Consider the following 24,599-nt stretch of genomic DNA (forward strand, 5'->3'; position numbering starts at 1 on the left):
CGGCAGATCAGGAGTTGCCGTCGAAGAGCGACGTCACCGAGCCGTCCGAGTGGACCTCGTTGATCGCGGACGCGAGCAGCGGTGCGATGGAGAGCACCTTGAGGTTCGGGAACCGGCGGTCGTCCTCGATCGGGAGGGTGTCGGTCACGACGACCTCGCGCGCCCCGCACTCCGTGAGCCGCTGCGCGGCCGGGCCGGACAGCACGCCGTGCGTCGCCGCGACGGTCACGGACTTGGCCCCGGCGGCCATGATGACCTTGACCGCCTCGGCGATGGTGCCGCCGGTGTCGATCAGGTCGTCCACCAGCACGCAGTCGCGGCCCTCGACGTCGCCCACCACGCGGTTGGCCACCGACTGGTTGGGCCGCGTGACGTCGCGCGTCTTGTGCACGAACGCCAGCGGGCCGCCGCCCAGCTTGGAGGCCCAGATCTCGGCGACGCGGATGCGGCCGGCGTCCGGCGAGACGACGGTGACGTTCTCGACGTCCACGCGGGTGCGCACGTAGTCGACGAGGATCGGCATGGCCCACAGGTGGTCCACCGGCCCGTCGAAGAAGCCCTGGATCTGCGCGGTGTGCAGGTCCACGCTCATCAGGCGGTCCGCACCCGCCGTCTTGAACATGTCGGCGATGAGGCGGGCCGAGATCGGCTCACGGCCACGGCTCTTCTTGTCCTGCCGCGCGTAGCCGAAGAACGGCGCGACGACGGTGACGGAGTGCGCCGAGGCCCGCTTGGCGGCGTCGACCATGAGCAGCTGCTCCATGATCCACTGGTTGACCGGCATCGTGTGCGACTGCAGCAGGAACAGGTCCATGCCGCGCACCGAGTCGCTGAAGCGGACGTAGGTCTCGCTGTTCGCGAAGTCGTACGCGGACACGCCGAGCAGATCGATGCCCAGCTCCTTCGCGACGTTCCGCGCCAGCTCGGGGTGTGCCCGTCCCGATGCGAGGACGAGCGGATGACGGTTCGGGCCGGGAGCGATGCTGGACATCAGTGGGACTTTCCTTCCTTGTCGGCCCCGGGTACGGGGGCCAGGTCGGCCGGCTCGGCCTGGGTGGCCGCGGCCTGCGGGGCCACAGGGGCCCCGGCAGCATTCTGCTGGGCAAGCTGACGCTGTGCCTGATCACCGAGACCGGCCACCCGTCCGTGGGCGTTCGCTGCGGCGTCCGCCGCGGCCGTCCCCGGCCGACGACGAGCGACCCAGCCCTCGATGTTCCGCTGCTGCCCGGCCGTGACGCCGAGGGCGCCCGCGGGCACGTCCCGACGGATCACGGAGCCGGCGGCGGTGTACGCGCCGTCGCCCACCGTCACGGGTGCCACGAACATGTTGTCCGCACCCGTGCGAGCGTGCGAGCCGATCACCGTACGGTGCTTGTGCACGCCGTCGTAGTTGACGGTCACCGACGCGGCACCGATGTTGGAGTGCTCGCCGATCGTGGCGTCACCCACGTAGGACAGGTGCGGCACCTTGCTGCCCGCACCGATCTCGGCGTTCTTCGTCTCGACGAACGTGCCGATCTTGCCCTTGCGGCCCAGGCTGGTCCCGGGACGCAGGTACGCGAACGGGCCGACGGACGCGCCCTCACCGATGACCGCGAGCGAGCCGTGCGTGCGGACGACCGTCGCGCCCACGCCCACCTCGACGTCGGTCAGCGTGGTGTCCGGGCCGATGGTGGCGCCCGTGCCGACCACGGTGGCGCCCTGGAGCTGCGTGTTCGGCAGGAGCGTGACGTCGGGAGCGAGCTCGACGTCGACGTCGATCCACGTCGTCGCCGGGTCCTGCACCGTCACGCCCGCGCGCTGCCACTCCTCGACGATGCGCCGGTTCATCTCGCGTGCCAGGACCGAGAGGGCCACCCGGTCGTTGACGCCCTCGACCAGCATCGGGTCGTCGGCGAGCAGCGCCCGCACGTGCAGGCCCTCGGTACGCGCGAACGCGATGACGTCGGTCAGGTAGACCTCGCCCTGCGCGTTGCGGCTGTCGAGACCACCCAGACCGCGGCGCAGCGTGGCGGCGTCGAACACGTAGACCGACGAGTTGATCTCGCGGATCTCGAGCTGGTCCGCGCTCGCGTCCTTGTGCTCCACGATCTCGAGCACGTCGCCGCTGTCCGGCTCGCGGACGATCCGGCCGTACCCGGTGGCGTCGGCGACCTCGGTGGTGAGGACGGTCACCGCGTTGCCGTCGGCGTGGTGCGCCGCGAGCAGCTGGCCGAGGGTGGCGCCGTCGAGCAGCGGGACGTCGCCCGCCACCACGACGACGGCGCCGTCGACGCCGTCGCCCACGGTCTCGCCGTCAGCGATGCCCGCGGCGGCCACGGCCGCCTGCGCCTTGGAGTCGAGCGCCGCGAGGGCGCACTGCACCGCTCGGCCGGTGCCGGGGATGTCGTCCTGGTCCACGAGGACCGCCCCGGGGTCGAGCTGCCCGACCGCCTCGGCGACCAGCTGACGCTCGTGCCGGACCACCACGGCCACCTGCAACGGCTCGAGCTCACGAGCGGCCGTCAGCGCGTGCCCGACCATCGGCTTGCCGCCGAGCGGGTGCAGGATCTTCGGCAACGCTGACTTCATGCGGGTGCCCTGGCCAGCGGCAAGAACGATGACTGCTGCCGGCTGAGGTGTCTCGGTCACGAGTGCTCCGATCGGTGGGTTCGTCAGATCCGGATGGCTCCGCCCCCAGGATTCGAACCTGGACTAAAGGCACCAAAAACCTCTGTGCTGCCGATTACACCAAGGCGGACCGGGCGCGCGGGGGGCTCCGTCGTGACCCGAAGCGGGCGTGTGCCACCGTCGCACGTCCGTGAACAGTCTGCCAGGTCCCGGGGCATGCCCTCGCCCGCGCCCCGCGAGTCGTCAGCCACATCCGCGTCCGGCCGAGCGCACCGCACCGACGCGTTCCGGACATGTCCCGAGCCGACCCGGACCCGTCCGGAACTGCCCCTCGGGCACTCCGGAACTGCCCCTCGGGCACAATGAACACCATGGCCGCCGACAACCGACGCACCCACCGACCTCGCATGACGGCCAGTCAGCGCCGTGAGCAGCTCCTCGCGGTGAGCCGCGGGCTGTTCGCCGGGAAAGGCTTCGAAGGCACGAGCGTCGAGGAGATCGCGGCGCGTGCCGAGGTCTCCAAGCCCGTCGTCTACGAGCACTTCGGCGGCAAGGAGGGCATCTACGCCGTCGTCGTGGACCGCGAGGTGCAGGCACTGACCACGGCGCTGACCGGGGCGCTCGGTTCGGGTGGCCACCCGAAGGTGCTCCTGGAGCGCACGGCGCTCGCCCTCCTGGACTACATCGAGTCGTCCGAGGACGGTTTCCGCATCCTCGTGCGCGACTCCCCCGTGGCGCAGGCGACCGGCACGTTCTCGAGCCTGATCGGAGACGTCGCCACCCAGGTCGAGGCGATCCTGGAGCCGCAGCTCCGGCAGAACGGCCTCGAGACCAAGGCCGCCCCGCTCTACGCGCAGATGCTGGTCGGCATGATCGCGCTCACCGGCCAGTACTGGCTGGACGCGCGCAGCCCCCGGAAGACCGAGGTAGCGGCTCACCTCGTCAACCTGGCGTGGAACGGCCTGCACAACATGGAAAAGAAGCCGGCGCTGACCAAGCACTCGCGCTGAGGCGGAGAGCGCGAACAGGCTGATGTGCCGTCAATACCGGCACCACTGCCACCCCGCGCCCGAAATGTCCTTGCAAGAGCATGCAAGTGTGCGTGGGGCGCATCTATTCTTGCGTGAGAGCAAAAAGAGTGCGCTCTGCATTTATATAACGAACACCCCTCGCGAAAAGTCGCGAGGGGTGTTCGTTCAGCTGGGGATGCTACTTGTGCCGCTGCGGCATATCGCTAACGGCGTTGCTGCAGGTCAGAGACCCAGCAGGCAGAGGATCTGCTCGACGGTGTAGCCAAGGTTGTGCAGCAGGTCCGAGAGAATGTCGACAACAGTCATGGTGCTATTCCTTCCAGAAAACGGGAATCACAGGATGATCACCTGCGAGCGGAACAGTGTTCGCGTTCCATACATTAAGCACACGACACGGACTCTGCAACGGGAAATGGATATTCACCTTTAATGCGCGCCTTGTTTCACCCTGTGATAGTGGGTCAGGAATCGAAGCACGGTTCGCCCCAAAGCGGACATATCCTTGAACGGAGGTCAGCCCGGGAGGACGCCGGCCGAGGTTCCCCGACGTCGCACCTAGGCTGCGCCACGTGACGTCTTCCGAACATCTCGCGATCGTCCGCACCGACTACGACGACATGGCCGACGCCTATACGGCGTTCGTCGGGGAAGCGTTCGCCAGCCGGCCGCTGAACCACGTCATGGTCCAGGCCTTCGCCGACCTGGTCCGGCAGGCCGGCGGCGGAGCGGTCGCCGACGTCGGCTGCGGGCCCGGGCACGTCACCGCGTACCTGCGGGACCGCGGCGTCGACGCGTTCGGCATCGACCTCTCGCCGCAGCTCGTGGCGATCGCTCGTGCGGCCCACCCCGGTATCCGCTTCGACGTCGGCGACATGGGTGCGCTCGAGGCCGCCCCGGGAAGTCTCGCCGGGGTGCTGGCGAACTACTCGATCATCCACACGCCGCCCGCCGTGCTGCCGACGACGCTGGCCGGGCTGAGCCGGGTCCTGGCGCCCGGCGGTCATCTCCTGGTGTCGTTCCAGGCGCTGGTCGGTGCCGGACCGGCTGCCGAGGCGTTCGACCACAAGGTGTCGCCCGCCTGGCGGTACTCGCCCGACCACGTCGCCGGGCTGTTGCGGGAGAACGGCGCGGACGAGGTGGCCCGCCTCGTGATCGCGCCGGACGAGGACCCGGTGCGCGGCTTCCCGCAGACGCATCTCCTCGCCCGCACGGCGGGCGGCTGACGCTCGCCAGGCTCACCAGGCGGCGACCAGCAGCTCCTCCACGCCGTCGGCCGTCACGGGCCGGGGGTTCGGGTACGGGTCGTCCGCCACCCGCTCCGCCACCTCGCGCAGGGCGGTGCGCGGCACGCCGAGCGCGCCGAGCGTCGTCGGGCCCTCGTGCCTCGCGGCGAGGGAGGCGACGGCGAGCGTCGGGTCGCCACCGGCGACGCGCGCCAGTCGCGCGGCGGTGTCCGGCGTCGCGACCAGGTTGAACCGCATGACGTGCGCCAGGAGCAGCGCGTGCAGCTCCGCGTGCGGCAGGCCGAAGGTCCCGCCGAGCGCGTGCGCGAGCTGGTGGTGCAGGCCCATCTGGGCCTGCGCCAGGCAGGCGCCCCCCAGCCACGCCGCCTCCTGCAACCGGCCACGGGCGACGACGTCGGACGGGCGGTCCAGCACCACGGGGAGCGCCGCCAGGATGCCGTCGGCGGACTCGACCGCGTACGCCCGGGTCGCCGCGCTCGCCCCGGTGTCCCACAGGGCCTCGACGGCGTGCGCCAGGGCATTGAGGGCCGAGGTCAGCGTCAGGCCGCGCGGCAGCGACAGCGTGAGCTCCGGGTCGTACACGACGGTGCCGGGAGCGAAGGCCGGGTCGCGCCGCGTCGTCTTGACGCCGTTCTCCGTCTCGCCGAGCACCGGCGTGGCCTCCGAGCCCGCGTAGGTGGTCGGTACCGCCACCTGGGGCATGCCGGTCCGGATGGCCAGCGCCTTCGACAGCCCGATGGCGGAGCCGCCGCCGATCGCGACGATCGCGTCGGCCCGGACCTCCCCGGCCAGTGCGAGCGCCTCGGCGGTCACCTCGACCGGCGTGTGCTGGGCCGGGCGCCCGAAGGTCGCGGCGTACCGCTCCCCCAGGGCTGCGGCCAGGTCCCGGGCCACCTCGGCCGACGACGGCGCCGCCACCAGCAGCACCCGCTGCGACCCGAGCCGCTCGACCTCGTCGGGCACGAGGAACCGTGCGCCCGGACCGTGCAGCACTCGACCGGCGAAGACCTGGTGCACCCTGATATCTGTTCCCACGAGGGCTGAGCCTACGGTCGCCGCGGCCCCGCTGATCACGAACGACATCGGACGGACCTGCTATCGAGATTCTTGATGTCGAGACATCCGGTAGCCTCTCGTCATGGAGCACACAGGTCCCGCCGACGAGGTCGACCGCATCGTCGCCGCGTGGCACCACGTGCGCCCGGACCTCGCGCTCGAACCTCTCACGGTGTTCAGCCGCGTCTCCCGGCTCGCCCGGCACCTCGATCTCGCGCGGCGCACGGCCTTCGCGCGGCACAGCCTCGAGACCTGGGAGTTCGACGTGCTCTCCGCGCTGCGCCGCGCAGGTGAGCCGTTCCGGCTCTCGCCCGGCACGCTCGTCACGCAGACCCTGGTCACCAGCGGCACCATGACGAACCGGATAGACCGCCTGGAGTCGCGCGGGTTCGTGCAGCGGCACCGCTCCCCCGACGACCGCCGGGGGGTGCTGGTCCAGCTCACCGAGGAAGGGCTGGCACGGGTCGATGCGGCGATGAGCGACCTGCTGGACATCGAGGCCAAGGTACTGGCCGCCCTGTCCCCCGCGGAGCGCCCGCAGCTCGCGAACCTGCTGCGCACGGTCACGGCCCAGTTCGACGAGTGACCTCGACGGCTGCCGCTCGCGCTCAGCGGCTCCGGCTCCGGCTCCGGCTCACCACGATCTTCTCGCGCCCGAGCTGGTCGGGCAGGAAGAAGAGGTCGTCGGCGTCGGCGACGTAGAGGGGTAGCTCGCCCAGCTTCGCCGGCATGCCGTCGGCGTCGGTGACGGTCAGCTCGACGTGGTCGGCGGAGCTCTTCGAGTCGTACTTCCAGGTGCCCTCGATCTCGGCCGGGGCTTCGTCGACCGCGCCGCCCGCCACGTTGTCGAGCACCTCGTCCGGGACCCCGACGGCCGTGAACGTCCTGTCCTCACCGAGCGCGACGACGGTCGCTGCGCCGTCGCCCACGTACGAACCGACGAACTCGGGCTCCGTGTAGTCGAGCTTCCCGATGTCCAACCCGCATCCCGACAGCATGAGTACGCCGACGAGTGCTCCGACACCGCGGAAGACCTGCCGCTGCTTCATTCGCACCTCTGTTGTTCCAGATCTGCTGATCGGTCGCCCAATCTAACGGGAAAGCCGCAATCCCTCCTGGGGAGCGGAGCCGAGGACCAGCACGCCGTGTGGGGATGCGATGGACGCCCGGCACAACCAACTGACCCCGTCACGCACAATGACAGCATCATGAGCAACATCCGCACAGCGGCCGGCGGCTCCGCGCTGCTCGTCGCGGTCCTTGTCTTCGCCCTGAACCTGCGCACCCCCATCACATCCCTCCCGCCGGTCATGGCCGACGTCGCGACAGGACTCGGGCTGGACCAGACCCTGGCCGGCCTGCTGGTGGGGATCCCCGCGCTCTGCTTCAGCGTGGTGGCGCCGGCGGCCTCGGCCCTGATCGCGCGGGTGGGGCCGTACTCCGCGGTCACCGTCGCCCTGGTCGGGGTGATCGTCGGGACGCTCGTCCGGTCGGCCGGTACCGGAACCGCAGGCGTGGTCGCGGCCTTCACGGGCACGGTGGTGCTGGGGTGCGCGATCACCGTGGGCAACGTGGTGGTGCCGGTCATCATCGCGCGGGACTTCCCGACGCGGACGGCCCTGGCGACCGGCCTGTACTCGTCGACGATGAACCTCGGCTCCGTCTTCGCGACGTCGCTCACGGCGCCGTTCGCCGCCCTCATGGGCTGGCAGGGCGCCATCGCCTCCTGGTCGGTCGTCGCGATGGTGGCCCTGGTCGTGTGGCTCGTCACCACCAGGAGGCTGAGCAGACGGACGCCCGACGGCGGCGGGCACGCGGGAACCCCCACCGGTACGCCCGTCCAGACCCAGGTCGACGGCCCCACCGGGGTGCCCGCGGACGCTCCCGCCGGACCGGTCCCCGCGCCGCGCACCGAGCGGCCCGACGAGACGTGGGGCGGCGTCCTGCGCCGCCCGATCACCTGGGCGCTGACGGTGGCGTTCGCCGGGCAGTCCTTCTCGTACTTCGCGGTCACCGGCTGGCTGCCCGAGCTGCTGCGCGAGCTGCTGGACGTGTCGGTGACCACCGCGGGCAACGCGGCGGCGCCCTTCCAGGGCCTTGCGATCGCGGGCAGCGTGCTGGTGCCGCTCGCGCTCGCCGCCCGGGTGCCGATGCGCGGCGCCGCGGTGACGATGGGCCTGCTGTGGGCCTCGCTGCCGGCGGGTCTCCTGCTCATGCCGCAGTGGTGGCTGCTGTGGGTGAGCCTCGCCGGGATAGCCCAGGGCGGGAACTTCGTCGTGATCTTCACCATCGTCGCGCAGCGGTGCCGCACGGTGGCCCAGACGCGGCGGACGGTGGCGGCCGTGCAGGCGTTCGGCTACGCCGTGGCGGCCACCGCGCCCGCCGTGATCGGCGCGGTGCACGCGGCGTCAGGCGGCTGGACGGCGGCACTCCTGGTGCTGCTCGGGTCCACGCTCGCGCTCGGCACCGCCGAGCTGCTGGCCACCCGACGACCCAAGGATATGCGCCCCTGACAGGAAGTTTTCCATAGTCATTGAAACTTGGCAGGATCATTGCCTACCTTTCCAGCATGACGACACACCTTGAGCCCACCGCAGTGCTCCCCACCCTTCGCGAGCACCTCCTGGTCGACGGGTTCGACCTCGTCCTCGACCTCACCCGGTCGCACGGGTCCACGCTGGTCGACGCGCGCGACGGTCGCGAGTGGCTCGACCTGTTCACCTTCTTCGCCTCCTCACCGCTGGGCATGAACCATCCCGCCCTTGCCGACGACGCGGCGTTCCGCGAGGAGCTCGCCACCGCCGCGATCAACAAGCCGTCCAACTCCGACATCTACACCGTCGAGATGGCGCGCTTCGCCGACACGTTCGCGCGCGTCCTCGGCGACCCCGCGCTGCCGCACCTGTTCTTCATCGACGGCGGCGCGCTCGCCGTGGAGAACGCGCTCAAGGTCGCGTTCGACTGGAAGTCCCGCCACAACGAGGCGAACGGCCGCTCGCCCGAGCTCGGCACCCAGGTGATGCACCTGGAGCACGCGTTCCACGGCCGTTCCGGGTACACGATGTCGCTCACCAACACCGAGCCGGGCAAGGTGGCGCGGTTCCCCAAGTTCGGCTGGCCCCGCATCCCCTCCCCGTACATCGCCGAGGGCAAGGACATGGACGCGGCGGAGGCGGCCGCGCTCGGCGCCGCACGTGCGGCGTTCGAGGCCGACCCGCACGACATCGCCGCGTTCATCATGGAGCCCATCCAGGGCGAGGGCGGCGACCACCACTTCCGCACCTCGTTCCTGCAGGGCATGCAGGACCTGTGCCGGGAGTTCGACGCGCTGTTCATCGTGGACGAGGTCCAGACCGGCGCGGGGATCACCGGGACGACCTGGGCGTACCAGCAGCTCGGTATCACTCCCGACGTCGTCGCCTTCGGCAAGAAGACGCAGGTCTGCGGCATCATGGCCGGCGGGCGCGTCGACGAGGTCCCGGACAACGCGTTCGCCGTCTCCTCACGCATCAACTCCACGTGGGGCGGCAACCTCACCGACATGGTGCGCTCGCGCCGGATCCTCGAGACCTACGAGGCAGAGGGCCTGGTGGACCGGGCACGCGCCATGGGCAAGCGGCTCAACGACGAGCTGGTCGCGCTCGCGGGGCGGCACGACGGCGTGACCGACGTCCGCGGCCGGGGCCTCATGTGCGCGCTGACGCTCCCCTCGCGCGAGGTCCGCGACCGCGTGCTGGCCGCGCTCACCGAGCGGAGCGTGCTCCTGCTGGGCTGCGGCGAGCGGTCGGTCCGGTTCCGTCCGGCGCTGACTGTGCCGGCCGAGGCCCTGGAGGCCGGCGTCAAGGCACTGGACGAGGTCCTGACGGAAACCCTCTGACTCTCTCCGCCGGTCACTCGCGCTGGTCGAGCGTGTCGGGACCCGGGTCTCGCCACGCTCGACCGGCGCGCCGCCGCTCCGCTCACTCGTCCTCGGCCGCGACGCTGTCCGCGATCCTGACGAGCTCGGCCACCGTCGGCCCCGAACCGCCCGTGGGCGTGCGGCCCATGGTGCCGAGCAGCAGGTAGGAGCCGGCGTCGTCGGACCACTCGACCCGGACGGGGCCGAACCCGTTGTTGTCCACGCGGGTGACCCGGGCCTCCAGGCCCGACTCCGCGAGGTCCATCCACTCGACCATCACGTTGTCGCCGGACAGCTCGTCGGACAGCTCCGCAGAACCCGGGTACGCCACGTAGGTGATGGCCGAAGCCGGATGGTAGGCACCGGAGCGGACCTCGTCCTCGGGCCAGGCCAGGCCAGGGCCACCCCGGAACGTCTCGCTGTTCTCCTCGCCGTCCAGCGGGTAGACGATCCACGTGCCGAGGTGGTCCTCCGCCGTCGTGCGGCCGATGCCTGCCGAGATGTCCGCCGGGCACTCGACCACCGCGCTCCGGACGGACTCCGGCACCCAGTGCGGCTGGCGCAGGTCCTCGGCGCAGGTGCCGGCGGTGAGCTCCGTGGCATCGGCGGGCGTGACGACAGGCTCCTCCTCGCCCGATCCCAGCACGAGCGTGACCACGATGATGACGATCGCACCGAGCAGCGTCACCGCCCCGCCGAGCAACCACTCCAGCCGGATCCTCGGCTCCTCGATGGAAGTGACCACGTCAGCCCTCGCACTCGATCTCGACGACCGCGTCCCGCGAGAGAGCCATGATCTTGGTGGACGTGACCGGGGTGTGCGCCACGCCCGGCAGCACGTAGGAGCCCCAGTCGCAGTCGTTGTCGGCGAAGTAGGCCTCCCGGGCGCCGCGCGGCGCGGCCCAGCGCACGCGGTGGTCGGGACCGCGGCAGTCGAACTCCGGGTCGCACAGGGAGACGACGTACGCGCGCATGGTGACCCAGGTGCCGGTGTCGACGCAGCCGTTGACCGGCAGACCGTTGTAGGCCTGGAACGCCTTGGTCGCGACCTCCGACTCGGCGTCCCACGACCCGTCGACGGGCTGCAGCCCGGTGCTCGCCGACAGCACGTTCTGAGCCGCGACCACCGCGCCGCCCGACGTCTGGCCGCACTCGCCGACCGGCTCGTTGGACACCCACATCGCGCTCGAGTTCATCGCCTGCACCACGGCGGCGAAGATCAGGGCGGCGGCCACCGTGCCACCGCCCGCCTGCAGCCAGGTTCGGGTGGTGGGCATTCCCTCGGCGCTCCTTCGTCTGCCCGACCTGGGAGCCGGGCAATGTACTGGCGAGCGCGAGCGTAACAATCTGCCCTTACAAGACGGAAGCGACGCACCGGACCAAACACACTCGTACCGGCCCGCTGAGCTCGGTCGGACGTCCGACCGAGCTCCTCTCGACCGCCCGTGCTCCTCACCGCAGCACGGGAGGCGCCAGATTTCGCCTGAGTGCAAAGCCTGCGGTCCCGACGGGCGGCCCCTCGTCCGAGAGGTAATCTCGGCCGCATGCTGCGGCCCCTGATGAGTCCGCCGCGACTGCGTCCGGGGGACACCGTCGCCGTGGTCGCCCCGTCCGGACCGGTACCCGCCGACCGGCTCGACGCCGGCGTCGCCCGTCTCCAGGAGTGGGGCCTCGACGTGCAGGTGATGCCGCACGTGCTGGACACGCACCGCGACCTCGGCTACCTGGCCGGCTCCGACGAGGCCCGCGCCGCCGACTTCCAGGAGGCCTGGCTCGATCCCGACGTCCGGGCGGTCATCACGGCGCGCGGCGGGTACGGGGCGGCGCGGATGATCGATCTCGTCGACTGGGACGACCTCGCGGCCACCGACCCCAAGGTGCTCGTCGGCTACAGCGACTGCACGGTGCTGCACCAGGCGGTGGCCGCCCACCTCGGGCTGGTCTCCCTGCACGGTCCGATGCCGGGGACGACGTCGTTCCTCACGTCCGGGCCGGCCCGCGAGCACCTGCGGCGCAGCCTGTTCGAGCCGGAGACCACGCAGCGGATCACCGGTCCGCTGGCACGGACCCTGGTGGGCGGCACGGCCCGTGGCATCACCACCGGCGGCTGCCTCTCGCTCCTGGCGGCGTCCGTCGGGTTCGGCGTGACGCCGCCGTCCGCCGCGGGCGGGATAGTCCTGCTGGAGGACGTCGCCGAGCGGGCCTATCAGATCGACGCGCACCTCACGTACCTGCTGCGCTCGGGCTGGTTCGACGGTGCGCTCGGCATCGTGCTGGGCTCGTGGGAGGGCTGCGACCCCGCGGAGCCGGTGGTCCGGGACGTGCTGGGCTCGCTCGCCATCCCGATCGTCGGCGAGCTCGGGTTCGGCCACGGACCCGACCCGCGCACCGTGCCCCTGGGGGTGCCCGTCGAGCTGGACGCCGACGCCGGCACGCTCACGCTCGACCAGCCGGCTCTCGCGCAGCGTTGAGGCGCGGGCCGCGTCGTCGGGGTCAGGTCGTCCGGGTCAGGACGGGTCTGTCGACTGCCCCTCGAAGTAGGTCTGCAGCACCACTGTCGTACGCGTCGAGACCTTCGCCGTGCGACGGATCCGCCCGAGCAGCTCCTCCAGTGCCCTCGGCGAGGCCACCCGGGCGGTGAGCAGGTAGTTCGCGTTGCCCGCCACGGAGTAGCAGGACTCGATGCCCGGCATACCGCGCAGGCGTTCGGGCGCGTCGTCCTCCTGTGCCTGGTCGAGCGGCGTGATCTCGATGAACGCGGACAGCGGCAGCCCCACCGCCTCCGGGTTCACCACCGCCCGATAGCCCGTGATGACGCCACGCGCCTCCAGCTTGCGCACCCGCACCTGCACCGCGGACAGGGACAGTCCCGAGATCTCGGACAGCACCGCGAGCGTGGTGCGCCCGTCCTTGCGCAGTGCGTCGACGAGCGCTCGGTCCACCCCGTCGAGCGGTGTCAGATCGTTGTCGGTCATCCCGCCACCTCCGCCGCTTCCAGCCAGGCCGCCTCGAGCTCGTCGCGCTCGCTCGCCAGGTCGCGGAGCTCCGCGTCCAGCCGGGCGACAGCCTGGTAGTCCGTGGCCTGCTGTGCGATGGTCTCGTGCAGCTCGGCCTCCTTCTGGGCAATCTTCGCAAGACGGCGCTCGATGCGGGAAGCCTCCTTCTTGGCGGCACGGATGTCGCGCTGCGTGACCGCCTCGCCCCCGGCATCACCGCCCGACGCCGGGGCAGCGCCCGACGTCGTCCCACCGGCGCCCGAGCCGCCCGCCGAGCCGGTGCCCGCGCCCGCCGGGGTGCCCGAGGCGGAGGCACCCGCTGCCTTGGCGGCGGCTCGCAGCCGCAGGTATTCCTCGACGCCGCCGGGCAGGTCGCGGATGGTCCCGTCACCGAGCAGCGCGACCTGCCGGTCCGCCACCCGCTCCAGCAGGTACCGGTCGTGGGAGACGACGATCAGCGTGCCCAGCCAGCCGTCGAGCAGGTCCTCGACGGCTGCGAGCGTGTCGGTGTCGAGGTCGTTGGTGGGCTCGTCGAGCAGCAGCACGTTGGGCTCGGCCACGAGCAGCCGCAGCAGCTGGAGCCGACGCCGCTCGCCACCGGACAGGTCGCGCACCGGCGTGTAGGCCCGCTCCCGCGTGAAGCCGAGCTTCTCGGTGAGCTGCGACGCCGTGAGCTCCTTGCCGCCGACGACCACCCGCCCCTTCTCCTGCTCGATCACCTCGACCGCCTTGAGGCCGCCGAGCTCGTCCAGCTCCGCGACGTCCTGCGACAGCTCCTTGACGTGGATCGTCTTGCCTCGCTTCACCCGACCCGAGTCGGGCTCGCGACGGCCCGCGAGCAGCGCGAGCAGCGTCGTCTTGCCCGCGCCGTTGACGCCCACCACCCCGTACCGGTCGCCCGGGCCCAGGCGCCACGTCACGTCGTCGAACAGCACCTTGCCCGGGACGGTCACGCTGACCGACTCCAGATCGAGCACGTCCTTGCCGAGCCGCCGCGTCGCCATGCGGGTCAGCTCCATCGAGTCGCGCGGCGGCGGCTCGTCGTCGATGAGCGCGGAGGCGGCGTCGAGCCGGAACTTCGGCTTGGAGGTACGGGCCGGGGCGCCGCGGCGCAGCCAGGCGAGCTCCTTGCGCAGCAGGTTGTCCCGCTTCTCCGCGGCCGTCGCGGCCTGCCGCGCGCGCTCGGCGCGCGCCAGGATGTAGGCCGCATAACCGCCCTCGTACCCGTCGATGGCGCCGGTGCCGTCGCCACGCACCTCCCACATGCGGGAGCAGACCTCGTCGAGGAACCAGCGGTCGTGCGTCACGACCACCAGCGCACCCGTCGCGCCGGGACGCCCGTACCGCTCACGGAGGTGGGCGGCGAGCCAGGCCACGCCCTCGACGTCGAGGTGGTTGGTGGGCTCGTCGAGCAGCAGCAGGTCCGGGTCCTGCACGAGCAGGGCGGCGAGCGCCACGCGGCGGCGCTGGCCGCCGGAGAGCTTGGCGACCGGGGCGTCCCAGCCGAGGTCGGCGAGGAGGCCGTCCTGCACCTGCCGGACCCGGGCGTCGGAGGCCCAGACGTGCGTCTCCGCGTCGCCGTGCACGATGTCGAGCACCGTGGCGCCCTCCGCCAGCTCGTCCCGCTGGTCGAGCATGCCGAGGGTGGTGCCGCCGACCTTGGTGACCCGCCCGCCGTCGGGCTGCGTGGTCCCCGCGAGGATGCGCAGCAGCGTGGACTTGCCCGCGCCGTTGGGACCCACGACGCCGATGCGGTCGCCGTCGTCGAGGCCGAGGGAGACGTCGGACAGGAGGGTGCGAGTACCGATGGTCAGCGCGATGCCGTCCGCGCCGAGAAGATGTGCCACCTCAGAAGACTACGGCGTGTTTCGTCAGTCCTCAGACGTCGGGCACCGCCCTTCGCGGCATGCTCCGACCGGTTTCCGTGCGTCTCCGGCCCGCTCTCCGGCAGGTGTCTGTCCGATGTCGGACGCCGCGGCTACGCTGTCCACCGTCGACGGCGACCGTGCCCGCAGGCACCCACCGTCGACCCTGCTGACGACTACGCCGAGGAGCACCCACGTGGCCCAGTTCGACATGCCGCTGTCCGATCTCGAGGCGTATGCGCCCGAGATCGACGAGCCCGCCGACTTCGACGAGTTCTGGTCCACGACCCTCGCCGAGGCGCGTACGTTCGACGAGGCGCCGAGGGTGGAGCGCATCGACGTCGGGCTCACCGAGGTGGTCGTCGACGACGTGACGTTCCCCGGTTTCGGCGGCCACCCGGTCAAGGCGTGGCTCACCCGCCCCGCGCACGTCGACGGCGACCTGCCCGTCGTCGTCGAGTACGAGGGCTACGGCGGCGGGCGGGGCCTGCCGCACGAGAAGATCCACTGGGCGGCAGCCGGGTACGCGCACCTCCGGATGGACACGCGGGGGCAGGGCTCGGGCTGGGGCACCGGCGGGGACACGCCGGACCCGGTGGGCTCCGGGCCGGCGACCCCCGGGTTCATGACCCGCGGCGTGCTCGACCCGCACGACCACTACTACCGCCGGGTCTTCACCGACGGCGCCCGCGCCGTCGACGCGGTGCGTGCCGTCCCCGGTCTGGACCCGCAGCGCGTCGCGGTGAGCGGCGGCAGCCAGGGCGGCGGCATCACCATCGCGGTCGCCGGCCTCGTGCCCGACGTCGTGGCCGCGATGCCCGACGTGCCGTTCCTGAGCCACTACCGTCGCGCGGTGTCGATCACGGACAACCTCCCGTACGGCGAGATCACGCGGTTCCTGTCGGTGTATCGCGACCCGGCGGTCGAGGCGCAGGTCTGGCGCACGTTCTCGTACCTGGACGGGGTGTCGTTCGCGCGGCGGGCACGGTCGGCAGGCCTGTTCTCGGTCGCCCTCATGGACGCCACCTGCCCGCCGTCCACCGTGTACGCGGCGTTCAACAACTGGGCTCCTGACCAGGCGGAACCGGTGGTCAAGGAGATGGACGTCTACCCGTACAACAACCACGAGGGCGGCGGCGACTACCGGTTCCCCCGCAAGCTCGCGTGGCTGGGCAAGATCATCTGACCGCGCGGAGGGGACGGACCGGAAGTTTGCCTGCTGCATCCTGGCGGTAGGCTCCCCCAGCGCACGCCCATCCCCGGAGGTCTCCCCCGTGCCTGAGTACGACCTGCCGCTCGTCGCGGTGGCGCCCGCGGCGCCGCCGGCCACCGACGAGCCCGCCGACTTCGACCTGTTCTGGGCGCACACGCTCGCCGCGCACCGTGACATCGAGGTCGCGCCCGTGCTGACCGCTGCCTCCGCCCGGGCCCGGGACCTCACGGCCGAGGCCGTGACGTTCGCGGGGTTCGAAGGTAGCCCGGTGACCGGCCGGCTCCTGACCCCGGCCGGTGCGGGCGCCACGCTGCCCGGCCTGGTCGAGCTGCGGCCGGCCGGCCGGGCCACCGGCCGCGACCTCGAGTGGCTCGCGTCCGGCGGGTTCGCGCACCTCGTGGTCGAGCTGCCACCGGACGACCTCGACGACCCCTACAACCGGATCGTCTTCACCAACGCCGTGCGGGCCGTGCAGGCGCTGCGGACCCTCGCGAGCGTCGACCCGTCACGTGTCTCGGTGCTCGGCACCGGTCCGGTGGCGGCAGCCGTCGTCGCGGCCGCCGGGCTGCTCCCCGACCTCGCGTGCGCCATGGTCGAGGGCGACATCCCCGCCGCGCACAAGGACTCGCTGGTCGCGTTCGCCCGGCGGGCGAGCACGCCGCTCCAGCTCACCCAGGGCGCCGGCGCACAGGTGCTGCTGGAGGAGTGGGGCTTCAACGCCGCGCTCGCGCTGGCCGCCATGACCGGCTCCGTCGAGCGCGTGGTCGAGTGCGTGCTGACCACGGAGAGCAACCCCGCGACACGACGCACCCGCTGGATCGCTTCCCACACGCACCTGACGGACGTCTTCGTCCCGCAGATCGCCTACTGACCCCCCTCCCGCCGGGCCCGCCGAGGTAGAACCGGGGCGAACCAGGGCGAGGGGTCAGCGGGTGATCGAGGTGATGATCTGCGTACCCGGCGCGGGGCCCGTCGCGCACCAGACGGCGTCGACGACGTCGGCAGCGGTCCACGCGGCACCCAGCGCCAGCGCGTGCTGCCGGGAGCGGCCCAGAGCGGCGACCGTGGGGCCGGACCCGGACACGACCACGCCCAGCGCCCCGGAGTCGGTGGCGACGTCGAGCACGGCGGCGAGCTCGGGTCGCAGGTCCACGGCAGGGCCCTGCAGGTCGTTGTGCAGCGCCTCGCCCAGCGCCACCGCGTCCCCGGCCCGGAGCGCGTGCATGAGCTCGGTGTCGTCGGCGGCAGGCGCGACGTCCGGCGTCGACGGGCCCGCCAGCTCGTCGAACCGCCGGAACACGCTCGGTGTCGACAGGCCGAGCCGCTGCGTGCCGAAGCACCAGTGGAACTCGCCGCGCGTCATCGCCGGTGTCAGCAGGTCACCGCGCCGCGTGCCGACGGCGGTGTGCCCCAGGAGCGAGAACGGCACGTCGGCCCCGAGCTCCGCGGCCATCTCCACCAGCTCCGGGCGCGGCACCCCGGCCTCCCAGAGCGCGTCGCAGGCCACGAGCGCGGCAGCGGCGTCGGCGGACCCCCCGGCCATCCCCCCGGCGACCGGCACGCCCTTGGTGATGTGCAGCGCGACGTCGGCCGCCAGCCCCGTGCGGTCGGCGAGCAGCGCGGCGGCGCGCCAGGCGAGGTTGGTCTCGTCGGTCGGGACGGCGTCCGCCTGCGGGCCCGAGACGGTCAGCGAGATGCCGGACCCCGGCGCAGCCTGCGTGGCCGTGACCTCCTCGAAGAGGGACACCGCCTGGAAGATGGTCGCCAGCGGGTGGTAGCCGTCGCTCCCGACCGGCCCGACCCGCAGGGCGAGGTTGACCTTTCCGGGTGCGCGCACGCGGACCGACGGCGGCGGCGCCGCGCTGAGGCGCGCGTTCACTCGGCACCCTCCGCCCGCTGGTCGAGCTGTTCCGCGATGCGCGCGAACTGCTCGACGACGAGCGTCTCTCCGCGCGCGCTCGGGTCCACGCCTGCGGCGCGCAGTGCCGTCTCGGCGGCGGCTCCCGAGCCGAACAGACCCGACAACGCGGCGCGCAGCGTCTTGCGCCGCTGGGCGAACGCGGCATCGATGACCGCGAAGACCCGCTCGCGCGGAGCGCTGGTCGACGGCGGCTCCCGGCGCTCCAGGTACACGAGCGCGGAGTCGACGTTCGGCGCGGGCCAGAAGACGTTGCGGCCGATGGTCCCGGCCCGGCGGGCCGACGCGTACCAGGCGGCCTTCACCGACGGGATGCCGTAGATCTTGGAGCCGGGCACCGCGGCGACCCGGTCGGCCACCTCGGCCTGGACCATGACGAGCACCCGCTCCAGCGAGTCGAACCGCTGCAGCATCGTGAGCAGCACCGGGACGGCCACGTTGTACGGGAGGTTCGCCACGAGCGCCGTCGGCGGCTCACCGGGCAGGGCGGTGACGTCCAGCGCGTCGGAGAGCACCACCTCGAAGTCGGCGTCCGGGAACCGCGCCTTGACGGTGTCGGTGATCTGCCCGGCCAGGACCGGGTCGATCTCGATGGCTACCACCGAGGCGCCGGCCTCGACCAGGCCGAGCGTGAGGGAGCCCAGCCCGGGCCCCACCTCGACCACCCGCTCGCCGGGCTGCAGGCCGGCGATCCGCACGATCTTGCGGACCGTTCCGCCGTCGTGCAGGAAGTTCTGACCCAGCGTCTTGGTGGGCCGAACGCCCAAACGCCCTGCCAGGTCGCGGATCTCCGCGGGACCGAGCAGGGCGCTTGAGGTTTCGTTCATGCGGGGAGCCTATCTGGAGCGTTCGTGCGGAGCGCACTCGGAGGTGGGACGCAGCGAAGCAAGTTCCGCCGGAGAGTGCGCGCAGCACGAGAGCGACCATAAGTCAGTGCGTTCGTGCGGAGCGCACTCGGAGGTGGGACGCAGCGAAGCACGTCCCGCCGGAGAGTGCGCTCCGCACAAGAGCGACCGGGGTCGGATCAGTACCAGCCCACCGACTCCGAGTGGCCCCACGCGCCGCACGGCGTGCCGTAGCGGTCAGCGATGTAGCCGAGGCCCCACTTGATCTGGGTGGCCGGGTTGGTCGCCCAGTCCGAGCCTGCCGAGCCCATCTTGGAGCCGGGCAGCGCCTGCGGGATGCCGTAGGCACCCGACGACGGGTTGGCCGCCTGGTGGTTCCAGCCGGACTCGCGCTCCCAGAGCATCTCGAGGCAGGTCCACTCCTGGCCGGTCCAGCCACGGGCGGCGGCCATCTGCTGGCCGATCTCCTTGACGGAGCCCGACGGCACCGGGGCGCTCGGCTCGCTGGAGCCGCTGGACTCGCTGGACGCCGGGGTCTCGACCTCTACCGAGGTCTCCTCCACGACCGGGCGCTCCTTGGTGCCCTCGACGATGACGCGGTCGACCGGCTTCTTCGTGACCTTGTCGGAGAGCTCCTTGCGGAACACGACCTCGCCGTCGACCGTACGCACCTGGATGACCCGCGTGCGGACACCCTTCTCGCCGTCGGTCCGGACGAGCTTGCCCTCGTCCGCGTAGCGGTCGTCGTCCTGGACCGTCTTCGTGTCGAAGGCCACGTGGGACTTCTTCGTGACCTTCTTGCTCTCGACGCGCTGGACCTGGACGGCGACGTCGGCACCGGCCTCCCGGGCCGACTTCGCCGACTTGACGTTGATCGTCTTGTCCTTGGCCAGCGTGGCGACCGGGACGACGCTCACGAGGTCGTTCTTGTCGACATCGACCTTGGCGTCGTCCAGCACGCTGTCGACGCTCTCCGAGTGGTCCTCGACCACTCGGGCCGAGCCGTCCGCGACGACGGCGACGGGGCCGTCGTCGTTCAGGCGGAGCGGGAGGGACACGCGGTCGCCGGAGCGGGACGCCACGAGCGCGACGTCGCCGCCACGCTCGGCGAGGGTGGTCAGCGCCTCGTGCGCGTCGGTGACGGTGACCCAGACGTCGCGCTCCGCCTTGCCGTCGGTCATGGTGACCTGGCGTGCGTAGCGGACGACGATCTCGTCGCCGTCGGAGAGCTCGGCGTCGGCACCGGGGGCGACGAGGTCGCGCTCGCCCAGACGGACGCCCTGCGACTCGAGCATGCCCGCGACGGAGCCGGAGTAGGTGGTGATGGTCTTCGATGTGCCGTCGACGTCGAGCGTGACGGTCTTCTGTGCCTCCGCGAAGGCGACCGATCCGGACGCGACGATCGCGACGGCCGAGAGGCCGGCGACGAGCGGCCAGCGACGGCGACGCTTCGAGGGGGCGTCCTGAGGTGCTACAGCCTCGGACTCTGAGTTGATGCTGGGGATGGAGCCAGAACTCTGCTGCTCAAAACGGGGATTCACTCGTGTCCAGTCGTCGGACGTCCCGGGCACGGGCGGCGAGACGGGTCCCGTTTGGGGCGGGAATCCCTACCACGATTCGGCCTGGGGGCCTGGCGGCTCTTGCGAGTCGTCGCGGTCTCGACCGGCCGATCCGGCGGTCTCGCACTGCCCGCGAGGTTCCGCGTCCAGTGCTGTCCCTGCTGCCGCTGGAGTGCAGTGGTCTACACCACTTGGCACCCCCGCGCCAGCGAGGACAACCGAACGTAACTGATTTGTTACCGCTCGGCCAACCCTCTCCGTGGGTTGCAACTGTGTTCTCGGTCACTTGTCTTGGACAAGCGTCCAAGTTCTGGTGGGGCCTGTAGGGGGTCGGTGGTGGGGTGGTAGCGGATCAGCGCAGGCCGAGCGAGGCGGAGCACGCGGGCCACTGACCCCAGCCGGACCGCTGCTGGAGGGCCTGCGCCCGCATGGTCTGCTCGGCGGCAGAGGCGTCGGACGGGCGGCCGGAGCCGCCCACCGCCTCCCAGGTGCCCTGCGAGAACTGGTAGAGCCCGTAGTACCCGTTGCCGGTGTCGGCCGCGGGGTCACCGCCGGACTCGCACTCGGCGAGACCGGTCCAGACATCGCCCGCCGGTGCGGACATGGTCGCCGCCTTCGTCTCCTCCACGGGCTTGTCCGCCCGCTGCTTCGAGTCGGGCTCGGCACCCCCCTTCGAGTCGCCGGTCGAGTCCTCCTTCGAGTCGTCCTTCGAGTCGGAACCTGCATCGGACCTCGAGCCCGGCTTCGGCTTGTCGTCCGCCTTCGCGTCGGACTTCGGTTTCGGGTCCGGCGCGGGCTTGGGGCGCTCCTTGGTGCCGTACATGATCACCCGGTCGACGGGCGCCTTCCCGACCCAGGTGTTCAGCTGCTCCTTGCTCATGACCTTGCCGTCGACCTTGGTGACGTCCCACGACGTGACCCGCTCGCCGGCGGCTCCCTCGGACGCCACGTACGGACCCAGGTCCTCGTAGCGGTCCGGGTCCGTCGCCGTCACCGTGTCGAACGGCATGGGGCGGACGGTCTCCACGATGGAGGCCTGGACGTCCCTGACGATGACGCTCACCGCGGGCGCGCCCTGACCGTGCCGGTGCCCGACGGCGATCCGGTCGTCCCCGTCGACGTCGACGCCGTTCGCGGCGAGCAGCTCGTCGAGGTGCACGGAGCCGTCGGCCACCCGCTGCGTCTTCCCGCCGGCCACCAGGTACACCGGGCCGTCGGCGTCGAGCCGCATCGGGAGGGTCACCCGGCCCTCGGCGCGCGAGGGGATCAGGAGCACGCGTCCGGACTCCTGCGAGAGCTGGCTCAGCGCCTGGTCGGCGTCGAGCGCGGCCACCCAGGCGGTCCGCCGCTCGCCGTCGGTCCGCACCGTGACCTCGTGGCCGTAGCGGACGACCACGGTGCTGCCCTCCCGCAGCGCACCGTCCAGGCCGGGCGTCACGACGTCGTGGCCGGCGATCTCGACGCTCTCGTTCGCCAGGAGGTCGGCGACGTCACCCTCGAAGGTCTCGACAGAGGTCACCTCGCCGTCCACGTCGAGCGTGACCGTCTTGTGGGCCGCGGCGTAGGCCGCGACACCGCCGGCACCGGACAGTGCGACGACCACGCACGTCACGAGGAGCACCACGCCTCGGCGACGTCTGCGTGGTTCCGGCTCGGGTGGTGGCGGTGGTGGTGGCGGGTTCGTCATGACACCCGCCTCACCGGTCGCCACGACCGGCGTCGGCCCGGAGGGATGGCCGGGCGGAAGACTGTCCATCACCTCGGACGGGGTGTTGATCACGTCCGCGACAGTCATCGCCGCGGGAAACACCTCGTCCGCAGGTGGCGGTGGGCCGAAAGGCTCGGTGACGCCGACGTCACCGTCGGCCGCAGGGTTGAGGAAGAGTCGTCTGGGGCTGCCCTGAGCCGGATGCGGAAGTGTCACGCGGGTCCAGTCCTCGAGCGGTCCGGGCACGGGAGCCGGGTGCGGCGCGGCTCCCACGCACCTCCCGCGTGGGACGCGGGCCCGGCTGTCCGATCCGGCGGTCTCAGAGACCGTAACTCTGTCGTTACCAAATGCAAGCCCAAAGGGGTAATTCATTCAGCAAAGGGCCCGGAACGCTGAGCAATATCCTAAATGTCTGTTAGCGAAAGGGCTGGTCAGTACCAACCCACCTCGACGGAGTGTGCCCATGCGGTGCACGGAGTGCCGTAGCGCCCGGAGATGTAGCCGAGGCCCCACTCGATCTGGGTCGCCGGGTTCGTCAGCCAGTCGCTGCCGACGGTCGCCATCTTGGAGCCCGGGAGCGCCTGCGGGATGCCGTAGGCGGAGCTGCTCGGGTTGTCCGCGTTCCAGCGCCAGCCGCTCTCCTTCTCCCAGAGCCGGTCCAGGCACGAGAACTCGCCGGCACCCCAGCCGCGCTCGGCGGCCATCGCCTGGCCCAGCGCCCTGGCCGAGCCCGGATCCACGGGAGCCGTGGCGACGTCCATGGTCCCGACCACCACCACCTCGTCGACGGGCTTCCGGGTGACCCTCCGCTCCGCCACCGTGCGCTCGACGACGGCCCCGCCGACCGTCTTCACCGCGTACGTCACCGTGGCCTCACCGGGCACGCCCACGGTGCGGATCGACTCATAGCCCTCCGGAAGGCTCGAGTCCTCGACGGTCTCGGTCTTGAACGGCAGCACCTCGGTCACCGTGCGTGACGAGGAGACGTCGCGGCTGACCACGATGACCATCCCGTCCACGGCCGCGGCATCGAGCGGCACGGAGGTGACGTCGCCGTCCTGCAACGAGATGCCCGCCTCCCGGAACAGACCACGAACCGTCGACTGCGTGGTGTGGAACTCGAGCACGGAGCCGTCCACCGCGATGTTCACCTGCTTGACCGTGGAGAACCGGATCGGGTCGCGGTCCAGCCGCGTGGTCCGGGAAGCCGTGGCGAGCGCACCGTCTCCACGCGGCCCCAGGGCTGCCATCAGCTCACCGACGGTGCCCGCGGTGGTGCGGAGCGTCATGACCTGACCGTCGAGCTCGACGGTGACCTCGCGGCTGGTCCGGACCACCACGGTGCCGCCCGGGGCGACGTCGGAGGTGGCGGCGGGCTGCACGACGTCGTCGCGCCCCAGCCGGATGCGCTGCGACGCGAGCGCGTCCCCCACCGTGTCGCCGTAGACGCCGACCGTACGGACGTCGCCGTTGTAGTCGATCGTCAGGGTGCTCGCGTTCGCGACGTAGACGCCGCACACAGCAGCGAGCGTGCCGACGACGGCGCCACGGACCACCCAGCGGGCCGGTCTGCTCGCGAGCCACGGCCGTGCGTACCTCACCACGAGCACCAGACCGTAACGGAACAAACCGCGCAGGAAAAGCCATCCGGGCATGAAATGAAATGCCGCATTCTTCGCCTCAATGCGGCATTACCACCAGGCGCCGTAGACGCGTTCCGAGTTCGCGGCGAGGTCGGTACACAGCGTTCTGAGGTCTTCTTCCAGGTGAGCTGCCATGGCTCTGGCCGTGTGGGCGGCCGCGAACGGGGCGTTCGGCTGGCCCCGGTAGGGGTGCGGGGTGAGATACGGGGCGTCGGTCTCCAGCAGGATCAGTTCCCGCGGTGCCGCCGTCAGCGCCTCCCGCAAGTGATGGTTCGCCTTGAAGGTGACCGGTCCGGCGAACGACAGGTACCAGCCGTTCTCGGCGCAGACGCGGGCCATCTCGGCGTCGCCGCTGAAGCAGTGGAAGACGGTGCGCTCGGGGGCGCCGTCCGCCAGCAGGACCTCGACGACCTGGGCGTGCGCGTCCCGGTCGTGGATCTGCAGGGCGAGGCCCAGCTCCTTGGCCAGGGCGATGTGCGCGCGGAAGCTCTCCCGTTGGGCCTGCTCACCGCGCGAACCCGTACGGAACAGGTCCATACCGGTCTCACCGATCGCCCGGATGCGCTCGTTGCCCTGGGCCAGGTCCGCGATCTCGGCGATCGCGGCGCCGAGCCCGACGGCGTGGTGCGCCTCGGGCTCGGGTGCGAGCCCGTCCGGCCCGACCTCGAGCACGCCGGCGTGCAAGGTGGCCTCGTTGGGATGGATGGCGACGGCCCCCACGACCCCCGCCACCCACTGCGCACCGGCACCCGACGACGTGAGGAGGGCGTCGGTCCAGCGGGCCGACGGGAGGTCACAGCCGACCTGGACCACGCGGTCCACACCGGCGCGCGCGGCGCGCGCCAGGTGGTCGGTGACCGACGGCGGCCAGGCGTCGCCCGGCTCGCCGTCGGGCGCCGTGTCAGGGAGGACCGCACCGATGTGGTCGAGGTGGGTGTGGTTGTCCACGACGGGGACGGGCAGCGGCTCCGGGTCGGCCGGGAATCCGCGCTCGCGCGTGCGCTTCGCCATCG

The 24,599-nt window shown here is 71.7% G+C and carries 22 protein-coding genes and 1 tRNA gene; 8 read left to right on the forward strand and 15 right to left on the reverse strand.

Translation table 11 applies throughout. From position 1 onward, the window contains the following. Positions 1-7: 7 nt before the first annotated feature. The 3 genes from LUM46_RS22015 to LUM46_RS22025 form a co-directional block, all read right to left on the reverse strand. Positions 8-991: a ribose-phosphate diphosphokinase gene (locus LUM46_RS22015; RefSeq protein WP_274997017.1), complete on the reverse strand. Its 984-nt coding sequence runs from the start codon at positions 989-991 to the stop codon at positions 8-10. Next, positions 991-2,571 (reverse strand): bifunctional UDP-N-acetylglucosamine diphosphorylase/glucosamine-1-phosphate N-acetyltransferase GlmU, encoded by a 1,581-nt coding sequence (gene glmU, locus LUM46_RS22020; protein ID WP_374727017.1) that lies wholly within the window; start codon positions 2,569-2,571, stop codon positions 991-993. Before glmU ends, LUM46_RS22015 begins: the two co-directional genes overlap by 1 nt. A 94-nt stretch (positions 2,572-2,665) precedes the next feature. Further along, positions 2,666-2,740: transfer RNA gene (locus LUM46_RS22025), tRNA-Gln, on the reverse strand. Positions 2,741-3,017: 277 nt separating this feature from the next. Here LUM46_RS22025 and LUM46_RS22030 point away from each other — a divergent pair. Beyond that, on the forward strand, positions 3,018-3,620 hold the full coding sequence (locus LUM46_RS22030; RefSeq protein ID WP_274997022.1) for a TetR/AcrR family transcriptional regulator: 603 nt from the start codon (positions 3,018-3,020) through the stop codon (positions 3,618-3,620). Between the two features lie 590 nt (positions 3,621-4,210). Continuing rightward, complete coding sequence (locus LUM46_RS22035) at positions 4,211-4,864, forward strand: class I SAM-dependent DNA methyltransferase (RefSeq protein ID WP_274997025.1); 654 nt, start codon at positions 4,211-4,213, stop codon at positions 4,862-4,864. 12 nt (positions 4,865-4,876) lie between these two features. On the opposite strand, the gene LUM46_RS22040 is transcribed toward LUM46_RS22035, so the two are convergent. Then, the gene (locus LUM46_RS22040) at positions 4,877-5,920 is read right to left on the reverse strand and encodes a maleylacetate reductase (RefSeq protein ID WP_274997028.1); all 1,044 of its coding nucleotides are present in this window, start codon (positions 5,918-5,920) and stop codon (positions 4,877-4,879) included. 103 nt (positions 5,921-6,023) lie between these two features. On the opposite strand from LUM46_RS22040, the gene LUM46_RS22045 reads away from it, so the two are divergent. Next, positions 6,024-6,527 carry a MarR family winged helix-turn-helix transcriptional regulator gene (locus LUM46_RS22045; protein ID WP_274997031.1) on the forward strand — a complete coding sequence of 168 codons (504 nt, stop codon included), beginning with the start codon at positions 6,024-6,026 and terminating at the stop codon, positions 6,525-6,527. A gap of 22 nt (positions 6,528-6,549) precedes the next feature. Here LUM46_RS22045 and LUM46_RS22050 read toward each other — a convergent pair whose 3' ends face one another. Next, a complete protein-coding gene (locus LUM46_RS22050; protein ID WP_274997036.1) occupies positions 6,550-6,990 on the reverse strand; it encodes a hypothetical protein in 441 nt (146 codons plus the stop codon). A gap of 159 nt (positions 6,991-7,149) precedes the next feature. Here LUM46_RS22050 and LUM46_RS22055 point away from each other — a divergent pair, with 159 nt between their 5' ends. Both LUM46_RS22055 and lat read left to right on the forward strand, forming a co-directional pair. Then, entirely contained in the window at positions 7,150-8,454 is a 1,305-nt protein-coding gene (locus LUM46_RS22055) for an MFS transporter (RefSeq protein ID WP_274997038.1), read from the forward strand. A gap of 56 nt (positions 8,455-8,510) precedes the next feature. Further along, positions 8,511-9,818, forward strand: coding sequence for an L-lysine 6-transaminase (gene lat, locus LUM46_RS22060; protein WP_274997041.1), 1,308 nt, complete (start codon positions 8,511-8,513; stop codon positions 9,816-9,818). A gap of 82 nt (positions 9,819-9,900) precedes the next feature. On the opposite strand, the gene LUM46_RS22065 is transcribed toward lat, so the two are convergent. Further along, complete coding sequence (locus LUM46_RS22065; protein ID WP_274997044.1) at positions 9,901-10,584, reverse strand: hypothetical protein; 684 nt, start codon at positions 10,582-10,584, stop codon at positions 9,901-9,903. A 1-nt stretch (position 10,585) separates the two neighbouring features. Then, a complete protein-coding gene (locus tag LUM46_RS22070; RefSeq protein ID WP_274997046.1) occupies positions 10,586-11,116 on the reverse strand; it encodes a peptidoglycan-binding domain-containing protein in 531 nt (176 codons plus the stop codon). A gap of 282 nt (positions 11,117-11,398) precedes the next feature. Between LUM46_RS22070 and LUM46_RS22075 the strand changes: the two genes are divergently transcribed. Next, positions 11,399-12,310: a S66 peptidase family protein gene (locus LUM46_RS22075; RefSeq protein ID WP_274997047.1), complete on the forward strand. Its 912-nt coding sequence runs from the start codon at positions 11,399-11,401 to the stop codon at positions 12,308-12,310. Between the two features lie 36 nt (positions 12,311-12,346). Here the strand turns inward: LUM46_RS22075 and LUM46_RS22080 are convergent, their stop codons facing one another. Next, positions 12,347-12,814, reverse strand: coding sequence for an Lrp/AsnC family transcriptional regulator (locus tag LUM46_RS22080; protein ID WP_274997050.1), 468 nt, complete (start codon positions 12,812-12,814; stop codon positions 12,347-12,349). After that, positions 12,811-14,682 (reverse strand): ABC-F family ATP-binding cassette domain-containing protein, encoded by a 1,872-nt coding sequence (locus LUM46_RS22085; protein WP_274997053.1) that lies wholly within the window; start codon positions 14,680-14,682, stop codon positions 12,811-12,813. Before LUM46_RS22085 ends, LUM46_RS22080 begins: the two co-directional genes overlap by 4 nt. A gap of 214 nt (positions 14,683-14,896) precedes the next feature. Here LUM46_RS22085 and LUM46_RS22090 point away from each other — a divergent pair, with 214 nt between their 5' ends. Both LUM46_RS22090 and LUM46_RS22095 read left to right on the forward strand, forming a co-directional pair. Continuing rightward, positions 14,897-15,886, forward strand: coding sequence for an acetylxylan esterase (locus tag LUM46_RS22090; protein WP_274997055.1), 990 nt, complete (start codon positions 14,897-14,899; stop codon positions 15,884-15,886). A gap of 88 nt (positions 15,887-15,974) precedes the next feature. Further along, a complete protein-coding gene (locus LUM46_RS22095; RefSeq protein ID WP_274997058.1) occupies positions 15,975-16,784 on the forward strand; it encodes an acetylxylan esterase in 810 nt (269 codons plus the stop codon). Between the two features lie 54 nt (positions 16,785-16,838). On the opposite strand, the gene LUM46_RS22100 is transcribed toward LUM46_RS22095, so the two are convergent. The 6 genes from LUM46_RS22100 to LUM46_RS22125 all read right to left on the reverse strand — a co-directional run bounded on the left by LUM46_RS22100 (position 16,839) and on the right by LUM46_RS22125 (position 24,597). Beyond that, the gene (locus LUM46_RS22100) at positions 16,839-17,792 is read right to left on the reverse strand and encodes a 4-(cytidine 5'-diphospho)-2-C-methyl-D-erythritol kinase (protein WP_274997059.1); all 954 of its coding nucleotides are present in this window, start codon (positions 17,790-17,792) and stop codon (positions 16,839-16,841) included. Next, positions 17,789-18,658, reverse strand: a complete 870-nt coding sequence (gene rsmA, locus LUM46_RS22105; RefSeq protein WP_274997062.1) for a 16S rRNA (adenine(1518)-N(6)/adenine(1519)-N(6))-dimethyltransferase RsmA — start codon at positions 18,656-18,658, stop codon at positions 17,789-17,791. Before rsmA ends, LUM46_RS22100 begins: the two co-directional genes overlap by 4 nt. Positions 18,659-18,855: 197 nt before the next feature. Further along, positions 18,856-20,217, reverse strand: coding sequence for an aggregation-promoting factor C-terminal-like domain-containing protein (locus LUM46_RS22110; RefSeq protein WP_274997064.1), 1,362 nt, complete (start codon positions 20,215-20,217; stop codon positions 18,856-18,858). A 370-nt stretch (positions 20,218-20,587) separates the two neighbouring features. Further along, positions 20,588-22,030: a resuscitation-promoting factor gene (locus LUM46_RS22115; protein ID WP_274997066.1), complete on the reverse strand. Its 1,443-nt coding sequence runs from the start codon at positions 22,028-22,030 to the stop codon at positions 20,588-20,590. A 344-nt stretch (positions 22,031-22,374) separates the two neighbouring features. Next, entirely contained in the window at positions 22,375-23,544 is a 1,170-nt protein-coding gene (locus LUM46_RS22120; RefSeq protein ID WP_274997068.1) for an aggregation-promoting factor C-terminal-like domain-containing protein, read from the reverse strand. Between the two features lie 90 nt (positions 23,545-23,634). Then, positions 23,635-24,597, reverse strand: coding sequence for a TatD family hydrolase (locus LUM46_RS22125; RefSeq protein ID WP_274997070.1), 963 nt, complete (start codon positions 24,595-24,597; stop codon positions 23,635-23,637). Positions 24,598-24,599: the final 2 nt, after the last annotated feature.

Source organism: Promicromonospora iranensis, assembly GCF_028994805.1.
Lineage (GTDB): Bacteria > Actinomycetota > Actinomycetes > Actinomycetales > Cellulomonadaceae > Promicromonospora > Promicromonospora iranensis.